Here is a 24,693-nt window from a genome sequence, read left to right on the forward strand (position 1 = left end):
TACTATTTATTTTCATTAAAAATCCTTGCTTTGACTGTACGGTCATGTGCAAAATAAAAAGTGACTGATTGCAATAGCGGACTGATCCATATGAAAAGAATTTTTCATGGAGAATCTATTTCTATTCTTTAAACATGCATGGCGTTTCCCTCGAAGGGTAAAAAGAGGACAGCTATGTCAAAATCTTTATTATCATGAAACCATTGATTAAAATCTCAGACTATAATGTACTTAAAGACATCATCCGATCCGGTAAATCCAACGGCTTTCAGATCGACTTGAACCAGTTGGAGGCAGAACTCAAAAATTGCCAGATTGTGGAAGACAAGGATGTTCCTCAAAAGGTTGTCAGCATCGGTTCTACTGTACAAGTAGAGGACTTAGTTTCCAAGCATATCATCAATGCCACCATTGTACATCCCTCAAAAAGCAATATCAAAGAAGGAAAAATATCCATATTGGCCCCGCTTTCTGTTGCCCTGTTGGGGTTTAAAGAGGGACATACCCTGAAATGGAAAATGCCTTCAGGGGAAAAAGAATTGAAAATTGTCAGTGTTTTAAACAGCTAAATAAAAACTCGGAAAACAAGCGGTATTCCTTGGTCGTCTTGTACTTATCTATAGATTTACACGGGGTGGTTAATATTTTCATAATAATTCACCTTCCCCATTTTAATTCAAGTCAATTTCACTATATTAATTGTGAAATTAGTTTAGTTAAAAAGTCAAAGCACGAATCCAAAATAACCGATACTACAAACCCGTACTGATTGTAAACTAAATGCTTGGTAACTGAACGCAAACGTTGCTAACCCTATTCAGAAAAAGACCCATTTCCGATAAACCGTCCCCTCAAAAGGACGGTTTTGCTTTTTCTGCCCCATTGCACTTCTTGAATCCATTTTTTATACCTTTGAAGGCAAATAAACAGTACTGCCTTGTCTTTCGATCCCTTTAAAATTCAGTTGCCTGTGGTGGACATCATTCCGCAGGTGAAGGAACTGCTAAAAAGTAATAATACCCTGATCCTGCATGCCCCTCCCGGCGCAGGTAAAAGTACCCTGGTACCTTTGGCCCTAAAAGAGGAGGAATGGCTGCAGGGCAAAAAAATATTGATGCTGGAGCCCAGAAGACTGGCGGCAAAGTCCATTGCCAATCGGATGGCCGATCTTTTGGGAGAAAAGGTTGGAGAAAATGTGGGCTACCGGATCAGGTTTGAAAGCAGGGCAACCAAAGATACCCAGATAGAAGTACTGACTGAAGGAATCATGACCAGAATGATCCATCATGACAATGGATTGGAGGACGTGGGTATGGTGATCTTTGACGAATTTCATGAAAGGAATATCCACGCCGATGTAGCCATGGCGCTCTGTCGTGAGATCCAACAAATTCTAAGGCCTGATCTTAGGATACTGGTCATGTCCGCAACACTGGACATGCCACAACTTTCCAGGCTGTTGAACGCGCCAATAGCTGAAAGCTTGGGTAAACAATATCCAGTAGATATTATTCATGTTCAGGATTCGGATATTTGGACATTGCCGGAATTGATGGCCCAAACTATACGGAAAGCTTCCAATGAAAAACAGGGTGACATACTGGCTTTTCTTCCCGGCCAAATGGAAATAAAAAAAACGGCTGCTCTCCTAAAATCAGCTTTGCCTGAAATGGCCATTTATCCGCTCTATGGTCAGCTGAGTCCACAAAAGCAGCAACAGGCCATACTTCCCCATCCAGAAGGCAAACGGAAAGTGGTTTTGGCCACTTCCATCGCCGAAACCAGCTTGACCATAGAAGGCATCAGCATCGTGGTGGACTCAGGGTTTGGAAGAACCTCGAAGTTTGACCCGCGTTCAGGTCTATCCCATTTGGAAACCGTAAAGATCTCCAAAGATTCTGCAGCACAAAGGGCTGGGCGTGCAGGTAGATTGGGGCCCGGCACCTGTTATCGCTTATGGACCAAAGCAACGGATGATCGTTTGGCGGATTTCAGGGTCCCTGAGATATTAGAAGCAGACCTGAGTGCCCTCTGCCTGGACCTGGTCCAATGGGGCATTGAGGACATTCCCCAAATGACCTGGCTCACTCCTCCTCCATCCGGCACGCTGACACAGGCCCAAGAGCTTTTAGAGCAACTTGGAGCCATTGAGGACAATAAACTCACCAGGCATGGGGAGCAACTTAGGGAACTTCCCTGCCATCCCCGTATTGCCCACATGTTGTTGATGGCCAAGGAAGAAGGAAACTTGGCACTGGCCACCGACATCGCTGCCATTTTAGAAGAAAAAGACCCTCTTGGAAAAGAAGAAGGTACGGATATCAACCTGAGGATCGAAGCATTGAGAAGGCACCGCGGCATCAACAAACAAGGCAGAGGCTTTGACAGGATTGAAAAGGTGGCTGCCAATTACCGTAAACTCTTCCGGATAGAGCAGGACAACTCGCCCTTTGATCCCTTTGAATCGGGTTTAATCCTGACTTATGCCTATCCGGAAAGGATTGCGCATGCAAGGCCTGGAAACAATGCCCAGTTCAAGATGACCAATGGCAAAATTGCGATGATGCATCATAAGGATGATCTTGCCCATGAAGCTTGGCTGAGCATTGCCCATGTGGATGCCAGGGATGGCCTGGGAAAGATCTTTATGGCCGCACCATTAAACCCAAAAGACCTGGCTTTTATGGTCAAAGAAAAAGAAATGGCTACTTGGGATACCAAAAAGGGCGGATTTATTGCGGAAAAACAATGGAGGATCGGCCATATAATATTGCAGTCCAAACCGATTCATAGTATCGATCCGACATTGAAGACCCAAGCCATTTCCAAAGCGATACAGGAAGAAGGTGAAAGGTTGTTGGATTTCAATGACAAAGTGGAGCAATGGCAAAACCGTATTGACAGTCTGAGGGTTTGGAACCCCGAGCAGGGATGGCCAGATGTAAAGACCTCTGCTTTACTAAAAAATCCCCAATGGATTGCTCCATACTTGACCAATATTCAAACTGCAGAACAGCTCAGAAAACTCAATTTGCTGGACATCCTGCAACATAGCCTTTCTTATGAGCAGCAACTAGAACTGGAAAGACTTGTACCGGAAAAGATAAAAGTCCCCAGTGGTTCTTCCATTAAAATACACTATCAAAAAGACGGAGAACCGCCTGTGCTGGCAGTCCGCCTTCAAGAGGTATTTGGCCTGTTGGATACCCCCAAGTTAAATGAAGGGAAGAATGGATTGATAATGCATCTGCTTTCCCCAGGCTTCAAGCCCGTCCAAGTAACCAGCGACCTCAGGAGTTTTTGGGATAACACTTATTTTGAGGTCAAGAAAGAACTGAAAAGGCGTTATCCAAAACACCATTGGCCTGAAGATCCTTTGGCATCTGAAGCCGTAAGAGGGGTGAAAAGAAAATAAAGCTAGGGCAAAAACTGAAGAAAATTTATAGAAAATGTGGTTCGATATGATTTGCAGTGGCTAAACTTGATAAAACATCCAGTTGCAGATCTCTTCTGTATGGTTGATGGGAGATGGATTTTCAGTAAGCTTTTCAAGGTGACAAAAAGTCCCGGTAGCTATTCGGAACGGAAACTCGCTGGCATTATGAATAGTTTTGGCGGCTAATTCCTAGAACGATTGTTGGTGCGGCCCGGGGTTAATCATATAGCCCCCTGCCGCGGCAAGTGCTCCTGTTATTGTTTTTTTAATGATGGTATCTAGCCCTGTAAAGGCCAAACATTAATAACCCTGTGTGCGAACCCAGGGCCAGAAGTGTCTAATTTGCCCGCTCCCTAACCCAAAATAGCATTAGGTCACTGAGCGTGTCGAAGTGAGCTGCTTTTCATGTTAATTGTGATAAATCTTTACCTACCGATAGCCATCGGTAAAGGGCCTTTTTGAGCATCAAATCATTTAGACCTTCTTAATAACTTAAATTTTTATGCCCATAGTAATCCATATAGAGCCAAGAAAATGCCTTGGATCAGCTGAAACAAAAGTAAAAATAAGTCGGAAGCAATTAGTTATCCTCCCCTTTTTTATTGAACTTTGGTTAATTAAACAAAGCACATTTCCCTCACGTTTTCTTTAAAACTGATCCAAACTTCATTTATAGCTGAATACGAACCATTTATCTATTAATTATTTTGTTAAAGTTTTAAATTAAGCGGGGGTGCTTGATTGTCGGAACTAAACAAAATATATGGCAAGATCGAATAACAGCTTCATTAAAAAACAAAAAGCGGACAGGAAAGCAAAAAAGAAAAAAGAGAAATTAGAAAACCGTTTGGAGAAGAAGAAGCAGGAAACCAGTGGCAAACTGGAGGACATGATTGCTTACGTGGACGAATTTGGAAATATAACGGATACTCCCCCTGAGCCACCTACAGAGAAGGACGATAAGAAGAAAAATGAGCATGGTCGCCATCGTCCGCAATCCCGAAGGGATGCTGACTCCAGGGATCAATAGTGCCCTCCTGATCCAAAAATCATAAAAGCAATGCCATTACATACTTATCATGTAATGGCATTATTTTTTTAGTGCCCTTGCTCATCGGGATTTGCAATGTTGATGGTCGGGATTTGAAATCCCGACCTAACCATCTCTATAATTTAAAATCCCCAAATCTACTTTTCCTTTTTCGGAGGCGTGATCATAATATGGGCTCGATGGGTTCCCGGATCCATGATCCAGGGCATGCCAGGAGCCTCAGGCTTTAAGGGCAGGCCGGTGCTTTCCACTGTGGCATAGGGGATATAGACCACATACCGGAAATGGCCATTTTTCACTTCTCCGCTAACAAAATTTACATCTTCTTGATCCGCTGTAAACACAAAAAGCGTGGCCCCATCATCCGGCATTTTAAGCTTTCCGCTTTTGACCTCCTCTTCTCTAATCTCAAAAATCTCATCGAAATTTTTTCCTTGCTTGCGCAAGTACCTGCCCCTTTCCATAAAAGGCTGTAGCTCCTTATGGTAGCAGGACACATTCAGGCCTTCTTTCTGGGGATCATCCCCTATGCAGATCAGCTCATTACTTCCAGCCCGTAACAAAAACAACTCCCCTTTTTCATCATACCCGTATACGGTGGCCCCTTCCCGACCATCCTCAGGTGCTGCCAACAGGGCCAATTTCACCTGAATTTCCTCAGAGGGCATGCTGTTTTGTCCAAAGCAAATAGGCCCAATAGTAAGCATTAAAAGACTTAGGAACAGCGTTTTCATGGCAATGGGATTCTTGGTTGACAATAAGACAATTTACCAATCTTTTGGGCCAAATCATACTGTCAGTAATATAAGGAAGATGCCTTTATGCATACCCCATTCACTACGCTAAAAACCTTTATACCCTCTGACCTGAATAAAAACTGTTAACGGAACATTGCCTGTCCATCAATCTTCTTCCTCTTCAAACATTCCTTTCAGGTCAGCTAAAATCTCCTCTACCTCCTCCTTTTTGATCTCAAAAGTTTCGTCCTGCTTGCTGTTATTTTGATAGTGATTCCAGTGCTTTTCGGCTTTGCGAATCACCCGAGGGGTAATGTCAAATTCGGTATAGTCCAGGTATTCCTTGGCCAAAAAAGAGGCCTTAAAATTCCCAAATAGGTAAATCCTGAGCACATCCACAAACTTTGAACTCAGGTCAAACCCTTCAAGCGCTTGCACAAATGTCCCGTTCTTCATTTTATTTTTGCGATCATGAATGACCTCCAGTAGTGGTTCCAGCGCATCCTGATTATCCTCCATTGCGGACAATGCCCTGGCTGCCAGATAGGCACTTTCTATATCCTCGCCTTTCAATACAACCAGCAATTTGTTGAGTACTTCCTCCCCACCGATTTCTGCCAACTGATCTGCAAAAGTATACGCTTCTTCCTCTTGCTTATCACACATTTTTTGGATTAAAAGGTCAATATTTGCCGCCATGTTTGTTCATTTTTTCAGTACTTTGACAAAGATAATTGGATATTCTGCAAGCCTGCTTATAAATTTCAAATTCCTCTACATGGAAGAAAAATTAATCTCTGCACCTCACTGTGAAAAATTGTTGGAAAAACTCCGGCCCTTTCCGTATGAGCAGGAACATGACCAACAGAAAAATACCTTAACCTTTTTTGAGCAATCTGAAAAAATACTGCAAATCAGGCTTCCTATTTACTGGAACTCTCCCAAAGACCATCATAAAAACCAGCTGGAACAAACCAATTATGTGTTGTTGATGATCCGTTCTGGTATTGCTTCAATAGGCTATTTCGAAAACGGTGAAAACATGGACCATAAGGTATTCAGGGCCTATATGGTGCGTAAAAAACAAGGCAAAAGCCAGATTAAGCATTTAAAGACCAAGGGCAAGTCCCGCGCAGGATCCCGCGTCAGACTTGCCGAGACCTTGGAGTTTTTTGAGGCCATCAATGATAGACTACAGGACTACTTTGAGAGGTTTCGGGTAGATAAGGTAGGCCTGAGTTGTGCTACGACCTTGATTCCGTATCTTTTTGGAAGTAAAGTAGAAACCCCGTTTGCCAAAGATGACAAAAGGCTTTTTAAAATCCCCAAGCATGTCGCCAGTCCTACTTATGAAGCCCTGATGGAAACCAATGACTTTATGCTGCAAGCAGAAATCAAATATAAAAATCAAGTCAAAGATGTAATCGCCCCCTTTTTAACAAAAGAAGAGCCCTTTGATGAGGGACGAGAGGAAGAAGAAGAGGATTGGTGAGACTTGAAAATTTTGGTAAAACCAGGCGCAGCTTATTCTACACCCGGTTCTTATGCTTGCACTAACTGTATTCCTCCCAAAAATCTGAAAATTCGTAAGGACTGTCATGCATGGTCCAAAGCTTGCCATCCGTAAATCGGTAAGGGCCTTCCAACTTATCCAGTTGCCCCAACTCTTCTTGACTTAAATTCAATTTGGTCGAATCATAGTTCTCCTTGATTCTTTTGGGATTTACGGATTTGGGAATCACTGCAATGCCCCTGGCCATTCCCCAAGCCAATACCACTTGGGCGGGGCTGGCTTGATGGGCCTTGGCAATGGACTGGACTTGCTCATTCTCCAATAAGACCGGCAGATCCAAACCATTCTCTCCCTTGGTCCTATATGCTGCCCCCAAGGGAGCATAGGCGGTCAAATGTATCCCTTCTTTTTGACAAAAATCCACCAAGCCTCGTTGAGGCAAAAAAGGATGCATTTCCACTTGGTTCATTTCCGGTTTTATTTTGGCAGTTTCCAGGATTTCCTCCAGCTTTTTGACCTTGAAATTTGATACGCCAATATGCCTTACTTTGCCTTTTTCCAACAGCTTTTCCATGGCCGCCCATGTTTCAGAAAGCGGAACACGCTCCAAGTCTTCAAAGTCAGCCTTTGACTCCGGAAATTCAACCCCATGCTTTAAGGCTACCGGCCAGTGGATCAAATAAAGGTCTAGATAATCCAGCTGAAGGTCTTTCAAGGTTTTTTCCAATGCAGGAAGCACATGCTCCGATCTGTGGGAATCATTCCAGCATTTGGAGGTCACCCAAATATCTTCTCTTTTGACCAGTCCATCAGAAAAAGCCTTGGCAAAGGCCTCTCCTATTTCCTTTTCGTTTTTATAGATATAGGCACAGTCAAAGTGACGATAGCCCAAAGCTATCGCTTCCAAGACTGCCTCGTAAACTTCACCAGGCTTGGAAAGCCAGGTTCCCAGTCCTAAAATGGGCATCTGGTCTCCGTTTTTAAAGGATAAGGTTTTCATATTGTTCAGTGGTTTATAACATCAAAAATCCCTTCAAAAAGAAGGTAATAAAACTACAGCTTTTTGAAGGGATAATAAAGGACAACTTCCGTCTTTTGGCTAAGAGATCTCAAAAGAAATCTTGGCATTGACGCCAAAAGAAACAATTTTATTATTCTCTACCTTGGCGTTCATATTTTCCACGTTTACCGATCGGATATTTTTAACGGTCTTAGAGGCTTCCACAACGGCATTTTTAACCGCATCATCAAAGCTGGAGCTTGAGCTTGCTATTACTTCAATTACTTTAACAATAGACATAGGAACAGTTGTTTTGGGTTTAAGAAAAGAACAAAGCTGCTTTTTAAATAGGCAGTTACACAAGTTACAAATTAAACCCGGATTATGCCCATAACAAACTTTATATCAACCCAATGTATTCCATCCCCCTTCCAAATGGACTACATGATCAAGCCCCTGCTCAAGTAGATAATTAAGCGCCTGCTCACTTCTTTTTCCAGATTGACATACGAGTAATACTTTATCCTGCGCTTTTAGTTTTTTAACGTTTTGAGCTATGCTTTGCAAAGGAATATTTACACCTCCCTTATTGAATGCTCCATACTCACTTTCTGATCTAACATCCACCATCCTTGTCTTCCAATAAGCTTCATGGGCAAGAAAAGCTTCAATGCTAATTGTTCTTTCCTCATCATTTATCTCGCAATCATAGGATTCTTCTTTCAATTGCGTTATTCGTTTATTTTCAGGGTTTTGAAAAAACGAAATGAGATTTTGACTAGTGTTCAAAGCATTCCAGATCAATAGTTTCCCGGACAAAGGCTCTCCTATTCCCGTACAAAGCTTGATGACTTCATTGGCCTGTAAAGTACCTATCATTCCCGGCAACACGCCGATTACGCCAAGCTCACTGCAGCTCGGTGAGTCAAGCGGATCGGGGGCCTCAGGGAACAGACAACGGTAAGTGGGACCTTTATCCCCCCAATTAAACACACTCACCTGCCCCTCAAATCCTAAAATAGATCCAAAGACTACTGGCTTTCCTGTCAGTACCGCAGCATCATTGATCAGATACCGCGAAGTAAAATTGTCCGTACCGTCTACGATGACATCATATTCCTTGAAAATTTCCAAGGCATTTTCGGCAGTAATAAACACCTCATGACAATGGATTTCTATGTCGGGGTTCTGCCCCTGCAGCTTCTCCATGGCCACTTGAGCCTTAGGACGCCCAATATCAGCCTCACCAAAAAGTACCTGCCTTTGCAGGTTGGAAAGTTCCACCGTATCACCGTCCACAATACCAATAGTGCCTATACCTGCAGCGGTCAAATACTGCAACACGGGGCAACCAAGGCCCCCGGCACCGATGACCAACACTTTGCTTTTGCCCAACATTTCCTGCTTTTCCCTTCCAAAACCGGGCAGGGAATGGTGGCGGCTATACCTGATATCTGCTTTAGTCTGCATATTGTAAAACAGGGTCCCAATCCTTCCATACCGGTTGGTACCCATTTTTTCGTAATAATTCAGCAATTTCCCTTGGGCTCCTCTCGTCGGAAATTTCAAATTGCTCCAAGGACTGCTTTTCCACCGCATATCCTCCGGGGTTGGTTTTGGATCCCGCACTCATGGAAGTGATTCCCAACTTGATCACATGGTTTCTGAAGTGTTCTGTCTCTCTGGTGGAAAGAGAGAGCTCCACATCCGGATCGAACAAACGGTAGGCGCAGATCAACTGAACCAGCTCAGGGTCGCTCATGGCCACCTTGGGTTCCTGGCCTCCAGAAAACGGCCGCAATCGGGGAAAAGAGATGGCGTACTTGGTTTTCCAGTACTTTCTTTCCAGATACTGCAAGTGCAAAGCGGTGTAAAAACTATCCACACGCCAATCTTCCAGGCCGATAAGCGAACCTATACCTATCTTATGAATTCCTGCCCTTCCTAAACGATCGGGAGTTTCCAGTCGATAGTCAAAATTGGATTTCTTGCCTTTGGGATGATGATGCTTATAAGTCTCTCGGTGATAGGTTTCCTGATAAACCAACACACTGTGCAAACCACTTTTGATCAAGCGCTCGTATTCATCCTGGTCTAATGGCTGAACCTCTATACTCACATTGGCAAAATGCGGCTTGATGAGCTGAATGGCATGTTCCAGATAATCCACTCCGACAGTCTTGTTCGCTTCACCGGTGACCAACAGGATATGGTCAAAGCCCATGGATTTCAAGACCTCTACCTCCATCATGATTTCTTTATCACTTAGGGTCTTCCGCCTTACTTTATTGTCCAAACTAAATCCACAGTAGGTACAAATATTCTGACATTCGTTGGAGAGATACATGGGAGCAAACAGCTGCATATTATTGCCAAAGCGCTGAAGAGTAAGCTCCCTGCTTTTAACGGCCATTCTCTCAAGGTAAGGAACAGCAGCCGGAGAGATCAGGGCCAAAAAATCATCCAGGTTTCTGGAGGACTTCGCCAAGGCTCTTTCCACATCCACTGATGAGACCTTCTGGACGGCCTCATGAATAGACTCAGGAGTATACTTTTCCAATAAGTCTTTGAAATCACTCATATGGAAAGGAATTCTGTAAGTGGGCTACTGGATTGTGCTTCTGTGCTGGAAGCTGCAGGACCGCATTCGTAGGCCATTCTCCCTGCTTCCACGGCCATTTTGAAGGCTTCAGCCATTTTTATCGGGTTTTGGGCCACCGCGATGGCCGTATTGACCAGGACAGCATCAGCACCTATCTCCATTGCTTGGGCAGCATGGGAAGGCACCCCCAAGCCTGCATCCACCACCACAGGTACCTTGCTCTGCTCGATAATGATCTTCAGGAAATCCAAGGTTCTCAAACCGTTATTGCTCCCTATGGGCGATCCCAAGGGCATCACCGCAGAAGCACCTGCTTCCTCAAGCCGCTTGCATAAAACCGGATCGGCATGGATATAGGGCAATACCACAAAACCTGCCTTGGCAAGTTCTTCGGTGGCTTTCAATGTTTCTATGGGATCCGGAAGCAAATATTTGGGATCCGGGTGGATTTCCAGTTTGATCCAGTTGGTCTCCAACGCCTCTGCTGCCAGCTGGGCCGCGAAAACGGCCTCCTTGGCGGTTCTCACACCAGAGGTATTCGGGAGAAGGTTGATCCGTTCATGAGACAAATGCGCCAACATATCATCCTCCTCATTCTTTACATCCACCCTCCTAAGGGCTACGGTCACCAGTTCGGAACCAGATACCTCCAGCGCCTCCTGCATGGAGGAATAACTTGGAAATTTGCCTGTTCCGGTAAACAACCTGGATGAAAACGTTTTATTGGCAATGGTCAGCATAATGAAATGTTTTGGTTATTTCTTGAATGATGGACTCAGGATTTTCGGCACGGTGGAGCAAGCCCGATGCGGCAATCCCGTGAAGTCCGGTTTTACTCAGCTCATGGAGGTCTTCCATTTCTATCCCCCCTATCCCCACTACGGGGATATCCTTACCTTGGAGCATCAGTTGGCCCAAAATTTCTTTGTACCCTTCCAAGCCCAAAATAGGACTGAGCTTCTTTTTTGTATTGGTAAAGCGGAAAGGCCCAAGTCCGACATAATCCGCATATTCTTCCACCTTGAGGATGTCCTCCAATGTATTTGCAGTGGCACCAATGATCAGGTCATTTCCATAGCGGTAGCGGATATCCGCTGCCTTCCGGTCTTCCTTTCCGACATGGACCCCGGCAGCCTTCACCTTATTGGCGATCTCCGGATGATCATTGATAATCAGTTGGCAGCCATGGTGATCACACACCTCTTTGGCCCCGAAGGCTGTCTGGAGGACAACGGGCTTAGGGAAAGCCTTCATGCGCAGTTGAACCCATTTCACCCCTGTGGAACAAACCCGCTTGATATCAAGGATATAATCATCCTGGTGAGCGAGGTTCGGCGTAATGTATTGAAAAGTACTGATTAACTTATTTTGCATCATGAATCTGTTGTTGGAATTGTTGGAACTGTACCAATCTTTCTTTTGTGCTTGCTTTTCCCCAAATAGCCCCTAAAACAGCTATACCGTCAAATCCCAGCTGTTTTGCCTCAACTACCTTGTCCGGGCTGATCCCGCCCAAGGCAAATAAGGAAAAACCCAACTTCCGCTTATGAGCTGCCAGCCACGCTTTCAGCTCTTCATAATTGAAAGCAGCTTGATAATTGCTTTTGGAAAGGCTGTCAAAAACAGGACTTAGAAAAGCATAATCCAACGTGCTGTTTTCAGGCTTCAACAACTCTTCAGTACCGTGAAAGGATTTGCTGGTCATAAAGGCCTGCTCGGATGGGAACTGGCGCTGCTTATAGTGGCAACCGCCAAGACCTAATGCCTGTGACATTTCCACATCTCCGTGCAGGCTGATTTTGGGGTAATATTTTTCGGGAATCTGTTTTAGCAAGTCCTCTACCTCCTTACCACTCCATTCCGGTTTACGTATATGAACTCTCAAAAGCCCCTGATCCATTAGCTGGATCAGGGTGTCTCGTTCACCTTCCGGTTTGCCTGGATCGGTAATCAGTACCATATCCATTACTGATTGAGGTAGAGCTCTCCTCCTTTTTCGGAAAATTCCTCCGCTTTTTGTTGTAGGCCCTTCTCAATGGCATCTGAATCATTCAGTCCGTTTTGGTCGGCATAATCCCTGACGTCTTGCGTGATCTTCATAGAGCAGAAATTAGGTCCGCACATACTGCAGAAATGGGCGATTTTTGCCCCCTCAGCAGGAAGTGTCTCGTCATGAAAGGCTTTTGCCGTATCAGGATCCAAGGCCAGGTTAAACTGGTCCTCCCAGCGGAACTCAAAACGGGCTTTGCTCAAGGCATCATCCCTGTACTGGGCGCCTGGATGTCCCTTGGCCAAATCTGCCGCATGGGCAGCGATTTTATAAGTGATCACGCCGTCCTTCACATCTTTCTTGTCCGGTAAGCCCAAGTGTTCTTTTGGCGTCACATAACAAAGCATGGCACAACCATACCAGCCGATCATAGCGGCTCCGATACCGGAAGTGATATGGTCATAACCCGGTGCAATGTCCGTGGTCAAAGGCCCCAGGGTATAGAAAGGCGCCTCCCCACATTCTACCAATTGCTTGTCCATATTTTCCTTGATCATGTGCATCGGGATATGGCCCGGACCTTCAATAATGGTCTGGACATCGTGTTTCCAAGCTATTTTGGTCAACTCACCCAGAGTCTCCAATTCAGCAAACTGTGCCGCGTCATTGGCATCAGCAATGGAACCGGGACGAAGCCCATCTCCCAAGGAGAAGGTCACATTATAAGCCTTCATGATCTCACAGATCTCCTCAAAGTGGGTATAGAGGAAATTCTCCTTATGGTGCGCCAGACACCATTTGGCCATAATGGAACCACCTCTTGAAACAATTCCAGTTACCCTTTTGGCAGTCATCGGAACGTACCGCAGCAACACCCCTGCATGGATGGTGAAATAATCTACTCCTTGCTCTGCCTGCTCAATCAAAGTATCCCTGAAAAGCTCCCATGTCAGGTCTTCCGCTTTACCATTTACTTTTTCCAAAGCCTGGTAAATGGGTACCGTACCGATTGGCACTGGACTGTTTCTAAGAATCCATTCCCGGGTTTCATGGATGTTTTTCCCGGTAGACAGGTCCATGATCGTATCTGCCCCCCAACGGCAGGCCCACACCGCTTTTTCCACTTCTTCTTCTATGCTCGATCCAATGGCAGAGTTACCGATATTGGCGTTGATCTTCACCAGAAAATTACGGCCGATGATCATCGGTTCTGCTTCCGGGTGGTTGATATTGGCCGGGATGACAGCACGCCCCTGGGCAATTTCGCCCCGCACAAACTCGGGAGTGATCAGCCCTTTGGGAGTGTTGGCCCCAAAACTGTTTCCCGGATGCTGCTTGGTCAGTTCTTTTTGCTCCGCTATCCTTTGGTTTTCACGGATGGCAATGTATTCCATTTCAGGCGTGACAATGCCCTTTTTGGCATAGTGCATCTGGCTGACATTTTTGCCCGCTTTAGCCTTATAAGGTTTCTTGACCAGATCAAAACGGAACTTGTCCAAGGCAGGGTTGTCCAGCCTTCTCTGTCCGTATTCAGAGGAAAGTTTATCCAGCTCTTCCACATCACCTGTGGCTGTGATCCACTCCTCTCTCAAACGGGGAAGTCCTTTTTTTACATCTATCTGTACATTAGGATCAGTATAAGGCCCGCTGGTATCATAAACGGTCACAGGGGCATTCTTTTCCACTGTCTGGTGCCTGTCCAAATGGGAAACCGTATCATTCAAAGAAATTTCGCGCATGGCCACTTTGATCGGGTGGATCTTTCCGGGCACGTAAATCTTTTGGGATTTTGGGAATGGGTCAGTAGTGATATAATTACTGATGTTCTCTTGACTAAGGTCCTTCATAGTTGTTGTGATTATCCTCCTTGAGTTGCTTTGATGATCAAAATAGTGTCGTTGTCCTTTAATTGAAAATTGTCCCATTTGGATTTTGGGACCACTTCTTGGTTGACCGCTATGGCCAGACCTCTCTCTGCTTTGATCTGTTTGGCTTGAAGTATTCCTGACAAAGTGAGGTCCCCTTCGGAATGAACCACAGGTTCGCCGTTTAGGAGAAAATTCATAAGAATTTAATTTTTGAATGAACAAAAAAACTTCAGGAATGAAGGTAATCTCTCGGAAGGACGCTTCACTTTTCCCTTCGCCCGCATTATCGGGATCAGGTTCAGAGGGTATGTCTCAGTCCCGAAAGTCTATCGGAACACCCCTAAAGTTTATTACGTGAACACAAAGTTAGGAGGATATTGGAGATTCGGAAATCATTTCAATCATTAATTGAATATAATTCATTCCCGAACCTTCTTCCTCTTTGCAAGCATAGATTATCCTTGCTATTTACCGGATTATCGAAATCAAAAAATATAGGCAAATTTAAGGTGCCCTACGAAGTTCTTTCTATCATCCCCTTCTTGTAACCTGTACAGTTCAGCATCCGGATCTCTTTCCAACACCCAATAGTAATTTAGTGTTTTCTGAAACTGAAGTCGGGCGGAAACCAGAAGATTACCATATTGCCTGTCAAACACCAGGGAAGGAACTATATCCACCCAATATCGGTCCCATCCATTTATACTTTCAAAATGAAGATAAAAAGCATCATTGTTATTGGCTATTCTTTCAAACTGGGCTCCCACTCGGTTCATATTATTGATCCAGCTGACCTCCAAAAAAATCGAATTGCTGCCCGGACCATGCCCGTACCCCATCACTTGCCCTAAATGCGTATAACCATGCCTGACATGGGGATGTGTGTACCATGTTTTGCTTTCTCTTATCGCCTTTCTAACCGTCTGTCCAGTTTGAGTCATCTCCAAATGGACTTGTACAAATTGGTTATCGTATTTTAATGGAACATATTTCAAGAAACCTAACGTAAAGGCACGATACAAGTCAGGATTAACAATAAACTCCCTCAAAGGTTTGCTGTTGCCATTGCTTCCATATTCACCATAAAACTCAAATTTTCCTTTGCTAGAAAACCACCTGAAAAAACCGGCACTTTGCTGGTGCCGCTGAGCGATAACGGGATCTTCAGTCTGGTGAAACCGCTTCCTTCCATTGAATATGGGCAGGAAGTCTCCGAAGCTTTTCATATCATTATGATACATCTGGGAGGTGCTGCTGTACCCCACAAAAAAACCCGGTATCCATTTAGGTTGATAACTTATTACCATTCCGGAAAGGTATCTCCAGTCTTCATCCCTTTTGGGAACGTATAATGGGGTATTGCCAAAAACCATCTCCGAATTGGGTGGGACAAAGCCGGAGTTCTTCAGTTTTCCTATGATCACTTGCCCTTCAAAACTGCCTATATCTGTTTGAATGGGCTTTTGTGTATTGGCCGTAAAATGCAGAAAACCAGGAGCATTATTACTCATTATCAAGGCGTTTCTTTTTGAAGGCCCCCACCAAAGATTTTCATTGGAAATCCCCAGAGAAAAGCCATTGTCAAACGTATACCTTAAACTGCTATTCCCAAGACTTACTCTACTGTATGATCCTTCTCCAAACCGTTCTGGACTATCGATCCTGTTTAAATACTGATAATAATCCTTCCAATTTTGTGACACTTCATTCGGCATACCTCTATAGGCCTTATGTTGGGCCAAAATCAGTTCAGGTTGAAACTGAAGGCTGAATTTGCCATATTCAAAATAAGCACCTGAACTTAGCAGTATTTGAAGTCCCCTATTGGGAACCATTCCTCCATTGTTTTGACCAAATGGGTAGGCAGAATTATGTTGCGTGTTGAAAATAACCGGAAGTGGCTTTACATTGATTGATGTTTTCGAGCCATTATTGCTTTCTGATACTGGATAATGCAATCCGGTTTTATAAAACACATCATTGCCTTTCCACAAATCAAATGCTTGATCAGGAACTACCGGCTTAACCATAAAGGAAAAGTCCTTTTCTGTTTCACCTAAAATCTGTTGCCTCCTAAGGTATTCTTCCATCAAAGGCGTTGAAAGTGAAACAGATTGCGCTGACACACTTTCGACAACAGAAAAAATCAAATAAGAGATGAATAATATTTTTTTCATTGAAGAAGACATTTCCGGTCCTGAATTATTTTCATTTGAGGATTTGATCCCAATCATTTTAATCTACTAGACCTTAGAACAAATAAACGGTTTTGATATTTCCTTGGAAGTTAAATACGTCCTTGCCGCTTGGAAAAGACGCATCCAGTTCCTGTAGCTGCCATTGATAATTGAAAGACTGAATAAAATTCAATTCAGAACTAATTAATAAACGATCAAACTTCCAATCCCCAAACACTCCCATTGCCAAATCAACCCATCGCTGTTCAGGAGTCATATCATTAAATCTTTTGACATAAATATCCTGATGCCTGTTCAGCCTATCCAGTCTTATTCCTAACCTTTTTACTCCCTTTACCCAAGCACCTTCAAGGGTTTGAACATTACTGGAAGGGCCGATTCCCGGGCCAAGCATTTGGCCATAATGGGTGAAACCATGTCTTACGGGGGTATGTCCTCCCCAATTGTTACCCCCAGAAATCCCATTATACCTGGCCAAAATATTGATGGATTCCTGTTGATGGAACATTTCAAAACGTGTTTGGATATGGGCTCCGTTTGAAATAGGAAAAAGCTTCCCAAATCCTATTAAAAATGCTCTGGCATGTTCAGGATTAAGCAGTACGCCCCTCCATGTGGCCTCATGATCACGTCTTCCAAATTCAAAATATACCTCCGTATTACCTTCAGGAATTACCCACCTAACAAAAACCGTTGCCTGCTGATCTCTTCCTTCTCCGTCCTTGTCAAATCCCTCTTTAGCCTTTTGAAATGGCGAAAAAATAGGGAAGTAATCCTTAAATGACTCTCCCCTGAAGGATTTGTATTGTTGATACACCCGAGATAAGCCGAAAGTTAATCCGGGAATCCACTTGGGCTGATAGCTTACTAAAATACCATTTAAGTACCTGTCTTCATCCCTGAAAGCTCTGTTGCTTGAAATATTACTTTCAAACTCAGCTCCTTTCAAATAACCCGAAATTATCTGTCCTTCAAAATAGCCCAGAAAAGTCTTCGCTGGTTTTCTTGTATTTAATGTGACATGTTCAAAACCATAGGCATTGTTTGAAAATAACAAGGCATTATAATGGCCAGGACCCCACCAAATATTTTCAGTTGATATACCCGCTGAAAAAGCACCTGCATTTAACCTTATACTGCTTTGTCCCGGTAGAATCTTGCTATAGGATGTTTCTCCAAATCGCTCCAGATATTCGGTATTATTACTTTTGATTATCCCGGTATCATAATCCCTATTTTGGGCCCAGATCACTTCGGGCTGCAACTGGACACTTAAGGGACCAGCTTCAAAATAAGCTCCTGTACTGGCATACATTTGAATCCCTCTGGTAGGAACCATTGGGCTGACTTGTGGATAAGGATGGTGACTGTTCCACCCAGTATAAAATGCAAAAGGCAACAGTTGAATACGTCCCCTTTCTTTTAAAAAACTCTTCCGGTACTTACTTACTTCTATGCTTTCATCGTCTCCCTCTGCATTGATCACCTGGTAGGCATCATCATACTCCCCTATCAACCTAGGATAAACTGGCCTCAAAGTAAACGATACGCTCGGATCAATCTCGCCTAACAGCTGGGCTCTTCTAACGTAATCATCCACCACGGAAAGTCCCACAGGAACACTTTGGGCTTTTACCCTTCCCAATAAGGCTGAAAACAAAATTAAAAATAAATATCTTCTCATTTTATTCATTCATTTTGAAACGGACCAATGACTATAACCTGTCATTTTTCTATTGTCGAAACTGAAATACCATTTAACGACCAGCTTTCATCACACATCGGATCCCCCGTATTGTCCTGAACCAACCGATCTCCAATTTTAAGCATTACATGCTGACTTTTATGAGGGATTATTTTTGTTATGATATAGCGACTGGTAAATCCCATCTCATTTTTTTTGCTACACCTACCAGGTAGATTACCGTTTATTACTCCTGTTTTAGGATTTAGGTGATTGGGATAAGCGTCAGGAAATGACTGATAAAGGCAGTACCTGGGGTTACAAATTGAATTTGAAAAAGTGGTATTTATCACTTGTTGATCATCTACCATCATGTACCAAATATCTGGTCCTCCAGGTTCTGGAAAATTACCGTCCCAGGTATCATGTAAATAAACATCCAACGTTACCCTAATGGCATTGTGTTTTGGAAGCTCAGGTAAGAAAAATTTCACTTCACCATTATTGTAAAAACCCAATACATTATCGTTCTCAAAAGTTGAAAGTATCCCATTTTCCACATTCTCTAAATTGCCATCTGAAAAATCATTTTCATAAATGACAATTTCATCAGAAAACTCCTGGTTACAAGCTTGGAAACATAATAAAACAACTACTACAACAAGTTTCCTAATGGCAACCATAATTAACTTCAGTTACTTCCACTTTGATGATTCCACCAAGCTTCATTATCGTTTAAATATTTTTATTGTTTCAGTCCTTAAAATGGAATTTATCCTAATGATATACATTCCAGACTGTAAGTTTGCAAAATTAATAACATCGACCTTTTCATCTATATTTTCTATCCTCTTTATTTCAACACCTCTAAGATCAAATACTTCAATTGAATTGATCTTTTTTGCTGCTTCATCTACAAATTCCAAATAGACATTCCCATCGGTCGGGTTGGGATAAGCTTTTTTTACGAGTGAAGGTGAAACCTTGTCAGGAATACCTGGAAGACTAGTCACCAAATCATCTCCTGTAAGTTCATAAGCTTCAATAGCCATATTGTTAAAGCGGACATTCCCAGAATCTTCAACCGTATTACCCTCAAACGCTATTTTTATTTGAAACTCCGGATTAGCCGTTATCCCCCTTATCCCTTCAAAATCCACTTCTATCAATTGATACTCTGTATCCAAGTCAAATCTGAAACCAGACATGCCTTCCGTCGTCCATTCTTCGTCTAGGGATTTTCTATAGGAAACCAGAATGGATGCTGGACCATTGTTTGTTCTTAAAACAGCTGCGGAGAATTTTGGTTTATCATAAATGGTCATAGGGGCATCCAAAATCAAATGGGCCAAATTTTCCCCAACCTGTAGAGGATTCCTGACTCTCAAACCTCTCATCTCATCCATAGAATAATGCGCGTCATCCTCTTCAGCTACAAGTCCATCAATAAAATTGATGCTCGTAGGATCATTAACCCTATCCATAATTCCTCTTGTGTCAGCACCTGGATAAGGGGATATAGCAGGGAAAAATGTCAACTTAGCTCCGGAATGGTTTCTCCTGTACGCGGGCAACACTTCTGTCAAGGCAACATCGTTCTCAATATCCGTACCAAAAAACCAAAAATAAACAGGCCTTCTTTTGACTATTGGGTCTAAAGTAAAAAAAGCCTTGATCTCTGTATCTTGGGTCAGTTCGATCTCCAACTCTTCTTTCTCTACCACTTTTCCGTTTATTATCCAATGATCAAACAGATACCCCTCTTTTGGCTTGGCGGAAACCTGGATCGGAAACTTATCAAAATAAACTCCCTCCCATGGATAGGGAACCAAATCGACACCCGGTGTTCTGGAATTCACCTCAACAGAATTGATTTTAATAAAACCGGAATTCGGTAGGGATATATCCAGCTTTACCCTGTAGGTATTGCCTACATCAAACTGTCTCTTCAGTTGATCAATAATATTATTTGGTCGCTCGGTTATAAATCCTTTAATTTCCTCTACCTCTTTTTCCCAATCTCCCTTTGAGCCCGGCTCAATCCATCGGTTAAGATGTTCATCGATTTCTGGCCCTATTTTATCCTTCATCTTTCTTAAAAGGTCTCCAGCTCTATTGGGCTTAAAGCCTGTATTTAACAGATCTAAATACCGATTGATGAAACGTTCCTTATAAATATCATGCGCTAGCAGGCTCCTAAAAACAACATTTGGCCACACCCAGTCCTCTTTACCCAACTCTCCGGTTACCCAGTCGAGGGTATTATGCTCAGCTTCATTTACATGGGATAATCCGTGATCTGTATCATATAACATCCATCTAAACCTTCCGTCTCTTCCTTTAGGTTTATCTGCAGCATAATCGGTCCTTTCCCTCCAAAAGTCGATATTATTGTGTGGCCAATCCGTATTTGCAAAATAGATTTGAGCAATCATATAATCTATATGATTGCTCAAATCTATATACCTCTCCAACTCCTTGATACTATTTTCATCGGATGGATCTAGCTTCGCCAATAAATCTAAAATCAATTTATACTGCACATCATCGCCTTCTTTTACAGTATATTGATGGGTAAGCAAATCGACATTTTCAGGATTTACACCGTACAAATTATTGAGATAATATTTATCCTGACGCTCTCTTATATTATGGATCCCCCAGTATTCTCCATTGACAAATACAATAGACGGTTCATATTCTTGAAAATCAATATCCAAATGACTTACTAACTGATGGGCAAAAGCATCCCTGAAATAGGTTTCTCCAAAATCATTTCCTGAAGCCCTCAATAGAAATCGGCGAATCTCCTTACTTTCATAATTTTTGTTATCAAAAAGCGGATAATCAATCGAATTACTTCCATAATCTGATCTGAAATAAATACGCAGCGCCTTTTGGGGAAAATGTCGGGTTATCCCGCCATGGATTCTGAGTCCTGCCCCCTCCTGAAATCCTAAGGAGCCATTTTCATCAAAATAAAAAATATCAATGGGCCTTTCCCACTCATCTCCCCGTTGAAAATAATTCCCTGTATACTGTGGTTTTGAATCACTTTCATCATAGGTATCCCCAGGAACAAACAAACCTGTTTCATCACTGAATAAGTTTTTTTCCTCGGTAATTATAGAAAACACGGGCAATGAATACCTGTTTCCACCTTCAGGAAACACAAAATAGGAAAATGACTGATAGGTGGGTTCATAACCAGCCTTAACGGCCATCGTTCTGATGACAGTTCCTTTGGCTACCTTACCCACTGGAGTTTGATATCCCCTTGCTCCTCCATGATGGGTAGTAGGGATCATGGAAAAATAATTTGCCTCTTCTGTCCTATTATTTATTTCCAAAGGACTTGTCAGTTGCTTACTTCCGGCATTTGGAAGGGAACCATCTGTGGTATAATACACAGAAGTCTCATGATCTCCCAGAGAAAATTCAACAAGCGTCTTTTTTGCATAAAAGCCCGAAGGAATCGAAGGAACAATTTTGGGTGTAAAACCTTGAATGTATTTTCCACTACCGTTACCTAAACCGGGGGTGGGCTCCTTAAAAATCACCAGCTCCTTATTTCCCTCATTTTTTCGACCGTAGGAATGATCTTTCGGAATGTCACCAAAAACAATTTCATCAATAATAACATTATTCGCATCGGTCAATACCACTTCCTCACCAGAACTGGATAAACTAAAATTGGCATGTAATTCTCCGCCTATGGCAATGTCTTTCCCTGAAGCCCAAACCAAGAGAAAACCTTTCCCCTGAATCTCCAACGAAGGAAATGTCCATTTGGACAATTCACTTTTAGCATCAGAAAGCCCATAACCCTCCAAATTTACGGGTTTATCTGTAGCGTTATATAGCTCAATCCAGTCATTGAATTCCCCTTCCTGATCCTTGTGGGTATTTTCATTCGACGACATGATTTCATTTATCACCAGGTTTTGGGCGGAAGAAAAATTAGTAGCCAGAAACAGTAAAAAGAAAGCGACGATAAGCCTTTGCTCTCTTTTTATACACTCTCCAATTTGGTTTAGCATGGTGCAAAAAGATTAATGTTAAGATTCGTCAAAAAACAAGTTTACATTTGATACTCCACTGACTTTTTTAAGTTCGTTTACCAATAAACCGCCATTTTGCTCTGATTTTAATTTAATATAATAGGATTGCTCTATTATATCCCCTTCTTCTTCCTCGCTACCTTTAAGGTTGACAATTTTATCCTTGGTACAATATTTCTTTAAAATGGGCTGAAAAGGATCATCATTGATCTTTTCTTGTTGGTAGATAACTTGTAATAAAAACTCTCTATTCGGTGGACTGGCATGATTCAACTTGGTGGTAATTAAAATGGCCAAACCTATCAAAAGCGTGCTCGAAAAAGTAACCGCATAGAGTCCTACACCTGCAGAAAGCCCTATACCTAAAGCAAAAAAGATAAACATGATATCCTGGCTGTCCTTTACCGCTGTACGAAAACGTATGATCGACATCGCTCCTACCAATCCAAAAGCCCGGGCTAAGTTATTTCCAATCACCATTATTACCAAAGCCGTAATCATGGTAAGCATAATAATGGCGTTGGTAAAAGTGGTCGAATAACTGACTCCCCTATAGGTGACCCTATATAAAATGGCTATAAAAACACCGCTCACAAGTGAAACAACCACGTTGGCAATAGCCTCTCTTACGGTAAGCGAAAATGTAAATACCTGCTGTAAATCCTGCTCCATTATTATCTTAAAAATTGCTTATTGAACTTTCAACCCCTCTGGTATATTTTGATAAAGCCTCATGACGGAGCCCAAATTCCTCTATAATTGATCTGGCCCAACTCGGCATTTTGTCTCCAAAATACTTCACTTCTAAAATAAAATAACCTGGCCAGATCGGACTCAGACCAAAATCCGAATAAAGCTTACTTAGTTTTGGTGATGACTTTTGCCTTATATCCTTATCAAAGGTTATTCGCACATCTGAATCGAATTTCCCATGATAAGCTTCCCTTCTATAAACAATCAGGGTGGCAGGGCTCAAATTATATCGTTTTATATTATAGAGAAACCTGCTCGCATTTTCAATCGCCTTCTTGTCACAGGGTGAAAACACCTCTTCAAGTCTTCCTCTTGACACCAAATAATCAACGTTGGAAAAAGGTAAAAAAGCCCTGTTTTTAAACACTCGATCTTCCAATTTCCTTTTTATTTCCAGTACCACCTTGGAATCGGCATTTTGGCTACCATACCCTCTGATTCACATTTTTTTCCGGTCTTTTAATCCATCCATCTTCTCAAAAAAAGACTCAGAATTGTGCGAATCATAATAGATACTTCTGACCGTATACTCCGGAATATTATTTTCAGCTCTATAGGCTAATTTATCAGGCCTTAGGAACGGTAGAAATCGTTCCCTTAACTCTCCAAGCCGTCCATTTGGAACCAAATATTTCTTTTCGTATCTCAGCTTCATCACCTGGAGATAATTTTTTGAAAGGACCTTTTCAGATACTCAAGTGTCGATATCTCACTTGCTACCACTTCTAACTCCGTCAATTCTCCTACATAACTCGGTTTATCGGTATTGATCTGGGCTGTCACAAAAAATACCTGTCGATTGTTCAACTTCTGAATAACATTATCTAGTTTCACCACCCTTCCTTCTAATATCTTCCTGTCTGACTTGGTATAAATAATGACCTCTTGGTCTAACTCCATAAACTCCCTGTCATAAATCTCCACTGGTGCTAATGCCATCAGACTAGAATTATCATAAACATTCAACTTCATCATGTCCGGAGTAGTGCCGGAATTTTTCATTAACACCCCACTAAATGGTGAAACTATGGTAAAATGATCTATGCGCTCTTCTATTTTCTGCATCTGGTTCTTTATCAGCTCTATTTTGGACCTGATAAGTTTCTCCTGCTCAGACTTCTCTCCCGTCCTCGCTGAGCTGAGTTCCGCTGATTTTATAAGGACTTCGTATTCCTTAAGCTTAAGTTGATTGGATAGTATTTCAATATCCTGCTTACTGATCACCGAATCTTCGTATAAATTTAAACTCCTCTCATACAATACCTCCTGTGTCCTAAAGTCCTGTTTCACCGAGTTAAGCTGTTCTTGGATGACCTCAATATCCTCTTGCTTTTGACCCGTTGTAAAAAACATCAACTCTGAATTCAACACCCCCAATTCATCTCTTAAGCCCGCCAACTTTCTCTGTTCTTCGTTAGACTCAATATAACCAATCGTATCCCCCTGGGCCACAGCACCTAACTTTTCCAGCTCATTGCTAAGCTTAAACTGTACAATGTCTCCCCTTGTGAATTCTGTTACATTATAGGATGTATTTACTCCTCTGAGATTATCCTTAACGGAAGAAACAAAATTACCGTCAACAGTTCTGGTCAGACTCCATTCCTTATGCGGCTGCATCAGCCCCTGTGAATAAATCTTATAGGTGAGGGAAATATTGTCCAAGAAGTAATATCCGCCAACCAAAACCAAGATAAAAATACTACCAAAAATAATTGGATTAATTCTATGTTTCCTCAAAATTATTGACTCTTAACATGAAACCACAAATATAATTAATAGCAAATACAAAACTAGCCA

21 protein-coding genes, 1 pseudogene and 1 riboswitch are annotated in these 24,693 nt (G+C 42.5%); of the genes and pseudogenes, 4 read left to right on the plus strand and 18 right to left on the minus strand.

From position 1 onward, the window contains the following. Positions 1-194 precede the first annotated feature (194 nt). The 3 genes from ACYVAA_RS04565 to ACYVAA_RS04575 all read left to right on the plus strand — a co-directional run bounded on the left by ACYVAA_RS04565 (position 195) and on the right by ACYVAA_RS04575 (position 4,466). Positions 195-569, plus strand: a complete 375-nt coding sequence (locus ACYVAA_RS04565) for a GreA/GreB family elongation factor (protein ID WP_460538903.1) — start codon at positions 195-197, stop codon at positions 567-569. A 368-nt stretch (positions 570-937) separates the two neighbouring features. Continuing rightward, complete coding sequence (gene hrpB / locus ACYVAA_RS04570) at positions 938-3,415, plus strand: ATP-dependent RNA helicase (RefSeq protein ID WP_460538905.1); 2,478 nt, start codon at positions 938-940, stop codon at positions 3,413-3,415. 784 nt (positions 3,416-4,199) lie between these two features. After that, complete coding sequence (locus tag ACYVAA_RS04575) at positions 4,200-4,466, plus strand: cold-shock protein (protein ID WP_460538907.1); 267 nt, start codon at positions 4,200-4,202, stop codon at positions 4,464-4,466. Positions 4,467-4,624: 158 nt separating this feature from the next. Here the strand turns inward: ACYVAA_RS04575 and ACYVAA_RS04580 are convergent, their stop codons facing one another. Next, positions 4,625-5,221 (minus strand): hypothetical protein, encoded by a 597-nt coding sequence (locus ACYVAA_RS04580; protein ID WP_460538909.1) that lies wholly within the window; start codon positions 5,219-5,221, stop codon positions 4,625-4,627. Between the two features lie 168 nt (positions 5,222-5,389). Beyond that, complete coding sequence (locus ACYVAA_RS04585) at positions 5,390-5,890, minus strand: HEAT repeat domain-containing protein (protein ID WP_460538911.1); 501 nt, start codon at positions 5,888-5,890, stop codon at positions 5,390-5,392. A gap of 112 nt (positions 5,891-6,002) precedes the next feature. Between ACYVAA_RS04585 and ACYVAA_RS04590 the strand changes: the two genes are divergently transcribed. Then, positions 6,003-6,716 carry a hypothetical protein gene (locus tag ACYVAA_RS04590; protein ID WP_460538913.1) on the plus strand — a complete coding sequence of 238 codons (714 nt, stop codon included), beginning with the start codon at positions 6,003-6,005 and terminating at the stop codon, positions 6,714-6,716. Positions 6,717-6,777: 61 nt separating this feature from the next. On the opposite strand, the gene ACYVAA_RS04595 is transcribed toward ACYVAA_RS04590, so the two are convergent. The 16 genes and pseudogenes from ACYVAA_RS04595 to ACYVAA_RS04670 form a co-directional block, all read right to left on the minus strand. Continuing rightward, positions 6,778-7,737 (minus strand): aldo-keto reductase family protein, encoded by a 960-nt coding sequence (locus ACYVAA_RS04595; protein WP_460538915.1) that lies wholly within the window; start codon positions 7,735-7,737, stop codon positions 6,778-6,780. A 99-nt stretch (positions 7,738-7,836) separates the two neighbouring features. After that, a complete protein-coding gene (locus tag ACYVAA_RS04600) occupies positions 7,837-8,037 on the minus strand; it encodes a dodecin family protein (RefSeq protein ID WP_460538917.1) in 201 nt (66 codons plus the stop codon). 105 nt (positions 8,038-8,142) lie between these two features. Continuing rightward, positions 8,143-9,207 carry a ThiF family adenylyltransferase gene (locus tag ACYVAA_RS04605; protein WP_460538919.1) on the minus strand — a complete coding sequence of 355 codons (1,065 nt, stop codon included), beginning with the start codon at positions 9,205-9,207 and terminating at the stop codon, positions 8,143-8,145. Continuing rightward, a complete protein-coding gene (thiH, locus tag ACYVAA_RS04610; RefSeq protein WP_460538921.1) occupies positions 9,197-10,318 on the minus strand; it encodes a 2-iminoacetate synthase ThiH in 1,122 nt (373 codons plus the stop codon). Before thiH ends, ACYVAA_RS04605 begins: the two co-directional genes overlap by 11 nt. Then, positions 10,315-11,079, minus strand: a complete 765-nt coding sequence (locus ACYVAA_RS04615) for a thiazole synthase (RefSeq protein ID WP_460538923.1) — start codon at positions 11,077-11,079, stop codon at positions 10,315-10,317. Before ACYVAA_RS04615 ends, thiH begins: the two co-directional genes overlap by 4 nt. Further along, positions 11,060-11,716 (minus strand): thiamine phosphate synthase, encoded by a 657-nt coding sequence (gene thiE, locus ACYVAA_RS04620; RefSeq protein WP_460538925.1) that lies wholly within the window; start codon positions 11,714-11,716, stop codon positions 11,060-11,062. Before thiE ends, ACYVAA_RS04615 begins: the two co-directional genes overlap by 20 nt. Next, positions 11,703-12,299 carry a thiamine phosphate synthase gene (locus tag ACYVAA_RS04625; protein ID WP_460538927.1) on the minus strand — a complete coding sequence of 199 codons (597 nt, stop codon included), beginning with the start codon at positions 12,297-12,299 and terminating at the stop codon, positions 11,703-11,705. The genes thiE and ACYVAA_RS04625 overlap by 14 nt, the downstream gene beginning before the upstream one ends. 5 nt (positions 12,300-12,304) lie before the next feature. After that, positions 12,305-14,176 (minus strand): phosphomethylpyrimidine synthase ThiC, encoded by a 1,872-nt coding sequence (thiC, locus tag ACYVAA_RS04630; protein ID WP_460538929.1) that lies wholly within the window; start codon positions 14,174-14,176, stop codon positions 12,305-12,307. A gap of 11 nt (positions 14,177-14,187) precedes the next feature. After that, positions 14,188-14,394 carry a sulfur carrier protein ThiS gene (gene thiS, locus ACYVAA_RS04635; protein WP_460538931.1) on the minus strand — a complete coding sequence of 69 codons (207 nt, stop codon included), beginning with the start codon at positions 14,392-14,394 and terminating at the stop codon, positions 14,188-14,190. A gap of 55 nt (positions 14,395-14,449) precedes the next feature. Continuing rightward, positions 14,450-14,549: riboswitch (TPP riboswitch) on the minus strand. Positions 14,550-14,682: 133 nt separating this feature from the next. Then, complete coding sequence (locus tag ACYVAA_RS04640; RefSeq protein ID WP_460538933.1) at positions 14,683-16,374, minus strand: capsule assembly Wzi family protein; 1,692 nt, start codon at positions 16,372-16,374, stop codon at positions 14,683-14,685. Between the two features lie 73 nt (positions 16,375-16,447). Then, a complete protein-coding gene (locus tag ACYVAA_RS04645; RefSeq protein ID WP_460538935.1) occupies positions 16,448-18,079 on the minus strand; it encodes a capsule assembly Wzi family protein in 1,632 nt (543 codons plus the stop codon). Positions 18,080-18,120: 41 nt separating this feature from the next. Beyond that, positions 18,121-18,762 (minus strand): hypothetical protein, encoded by a 642-nt coding sequence (locus ACYVAA_RS04650; RefSeq protein WP_460538937.1) that lies wholly within the window; start codon positions 18,760-18,762, stop codon positions 18,121-18,123. Positions 18,763-18,807: 45 nt separating this feature from the next. Then, positions 18,808-22,119, minus strand: a complete 3,312-nt coding sequence (locus ACYVAA_RS04655) for a CotH kinase family protein (RefSeq protein WP_460538939.1) — start codon at positions 22,117-22,119, stop codon at positions 18,808-18,810. Between the two features lie 18 nt (positions 22,120-22,137). Next, a complete protein-coding gene (locus ACYVAA_RS04660) occupies positions 22,138-22,812 on the minus strand; it encodes a DUF4956 domain-containing protein (RefSeq protein ID WP_460538941.1) in 675 nt (224 codons plus the stop codon). Between the two features lie 7 nt (positions 22,813-22,819). Beyond that, positions 22,820-23,548: pseudogene (locus tag ACYVAA_RS04665) on the minus strand (VTC domain-containing protein). After that, positions 23,548-24,633, minus strand: coding sequence for an HlyD family secretion protein (locus tag ACYVAA_RS04670; RefSeq protein WP_460538943.1), 1,086 nt, complete (start codon positions 24,631-24,633; stop codon positions 23,548-23,550). The pseudogene ACYVAA_RS04665 and the gene ACYVAA_RS04670 overlap by 1 nt, the downstream one beginning before the upstream one ends. Positions 24,634-24,693: the final 60 nt, after the last annotated feature.

The sequence above is a fragment of the Echinicola sediminis genome (assembly GCF_054777495.1).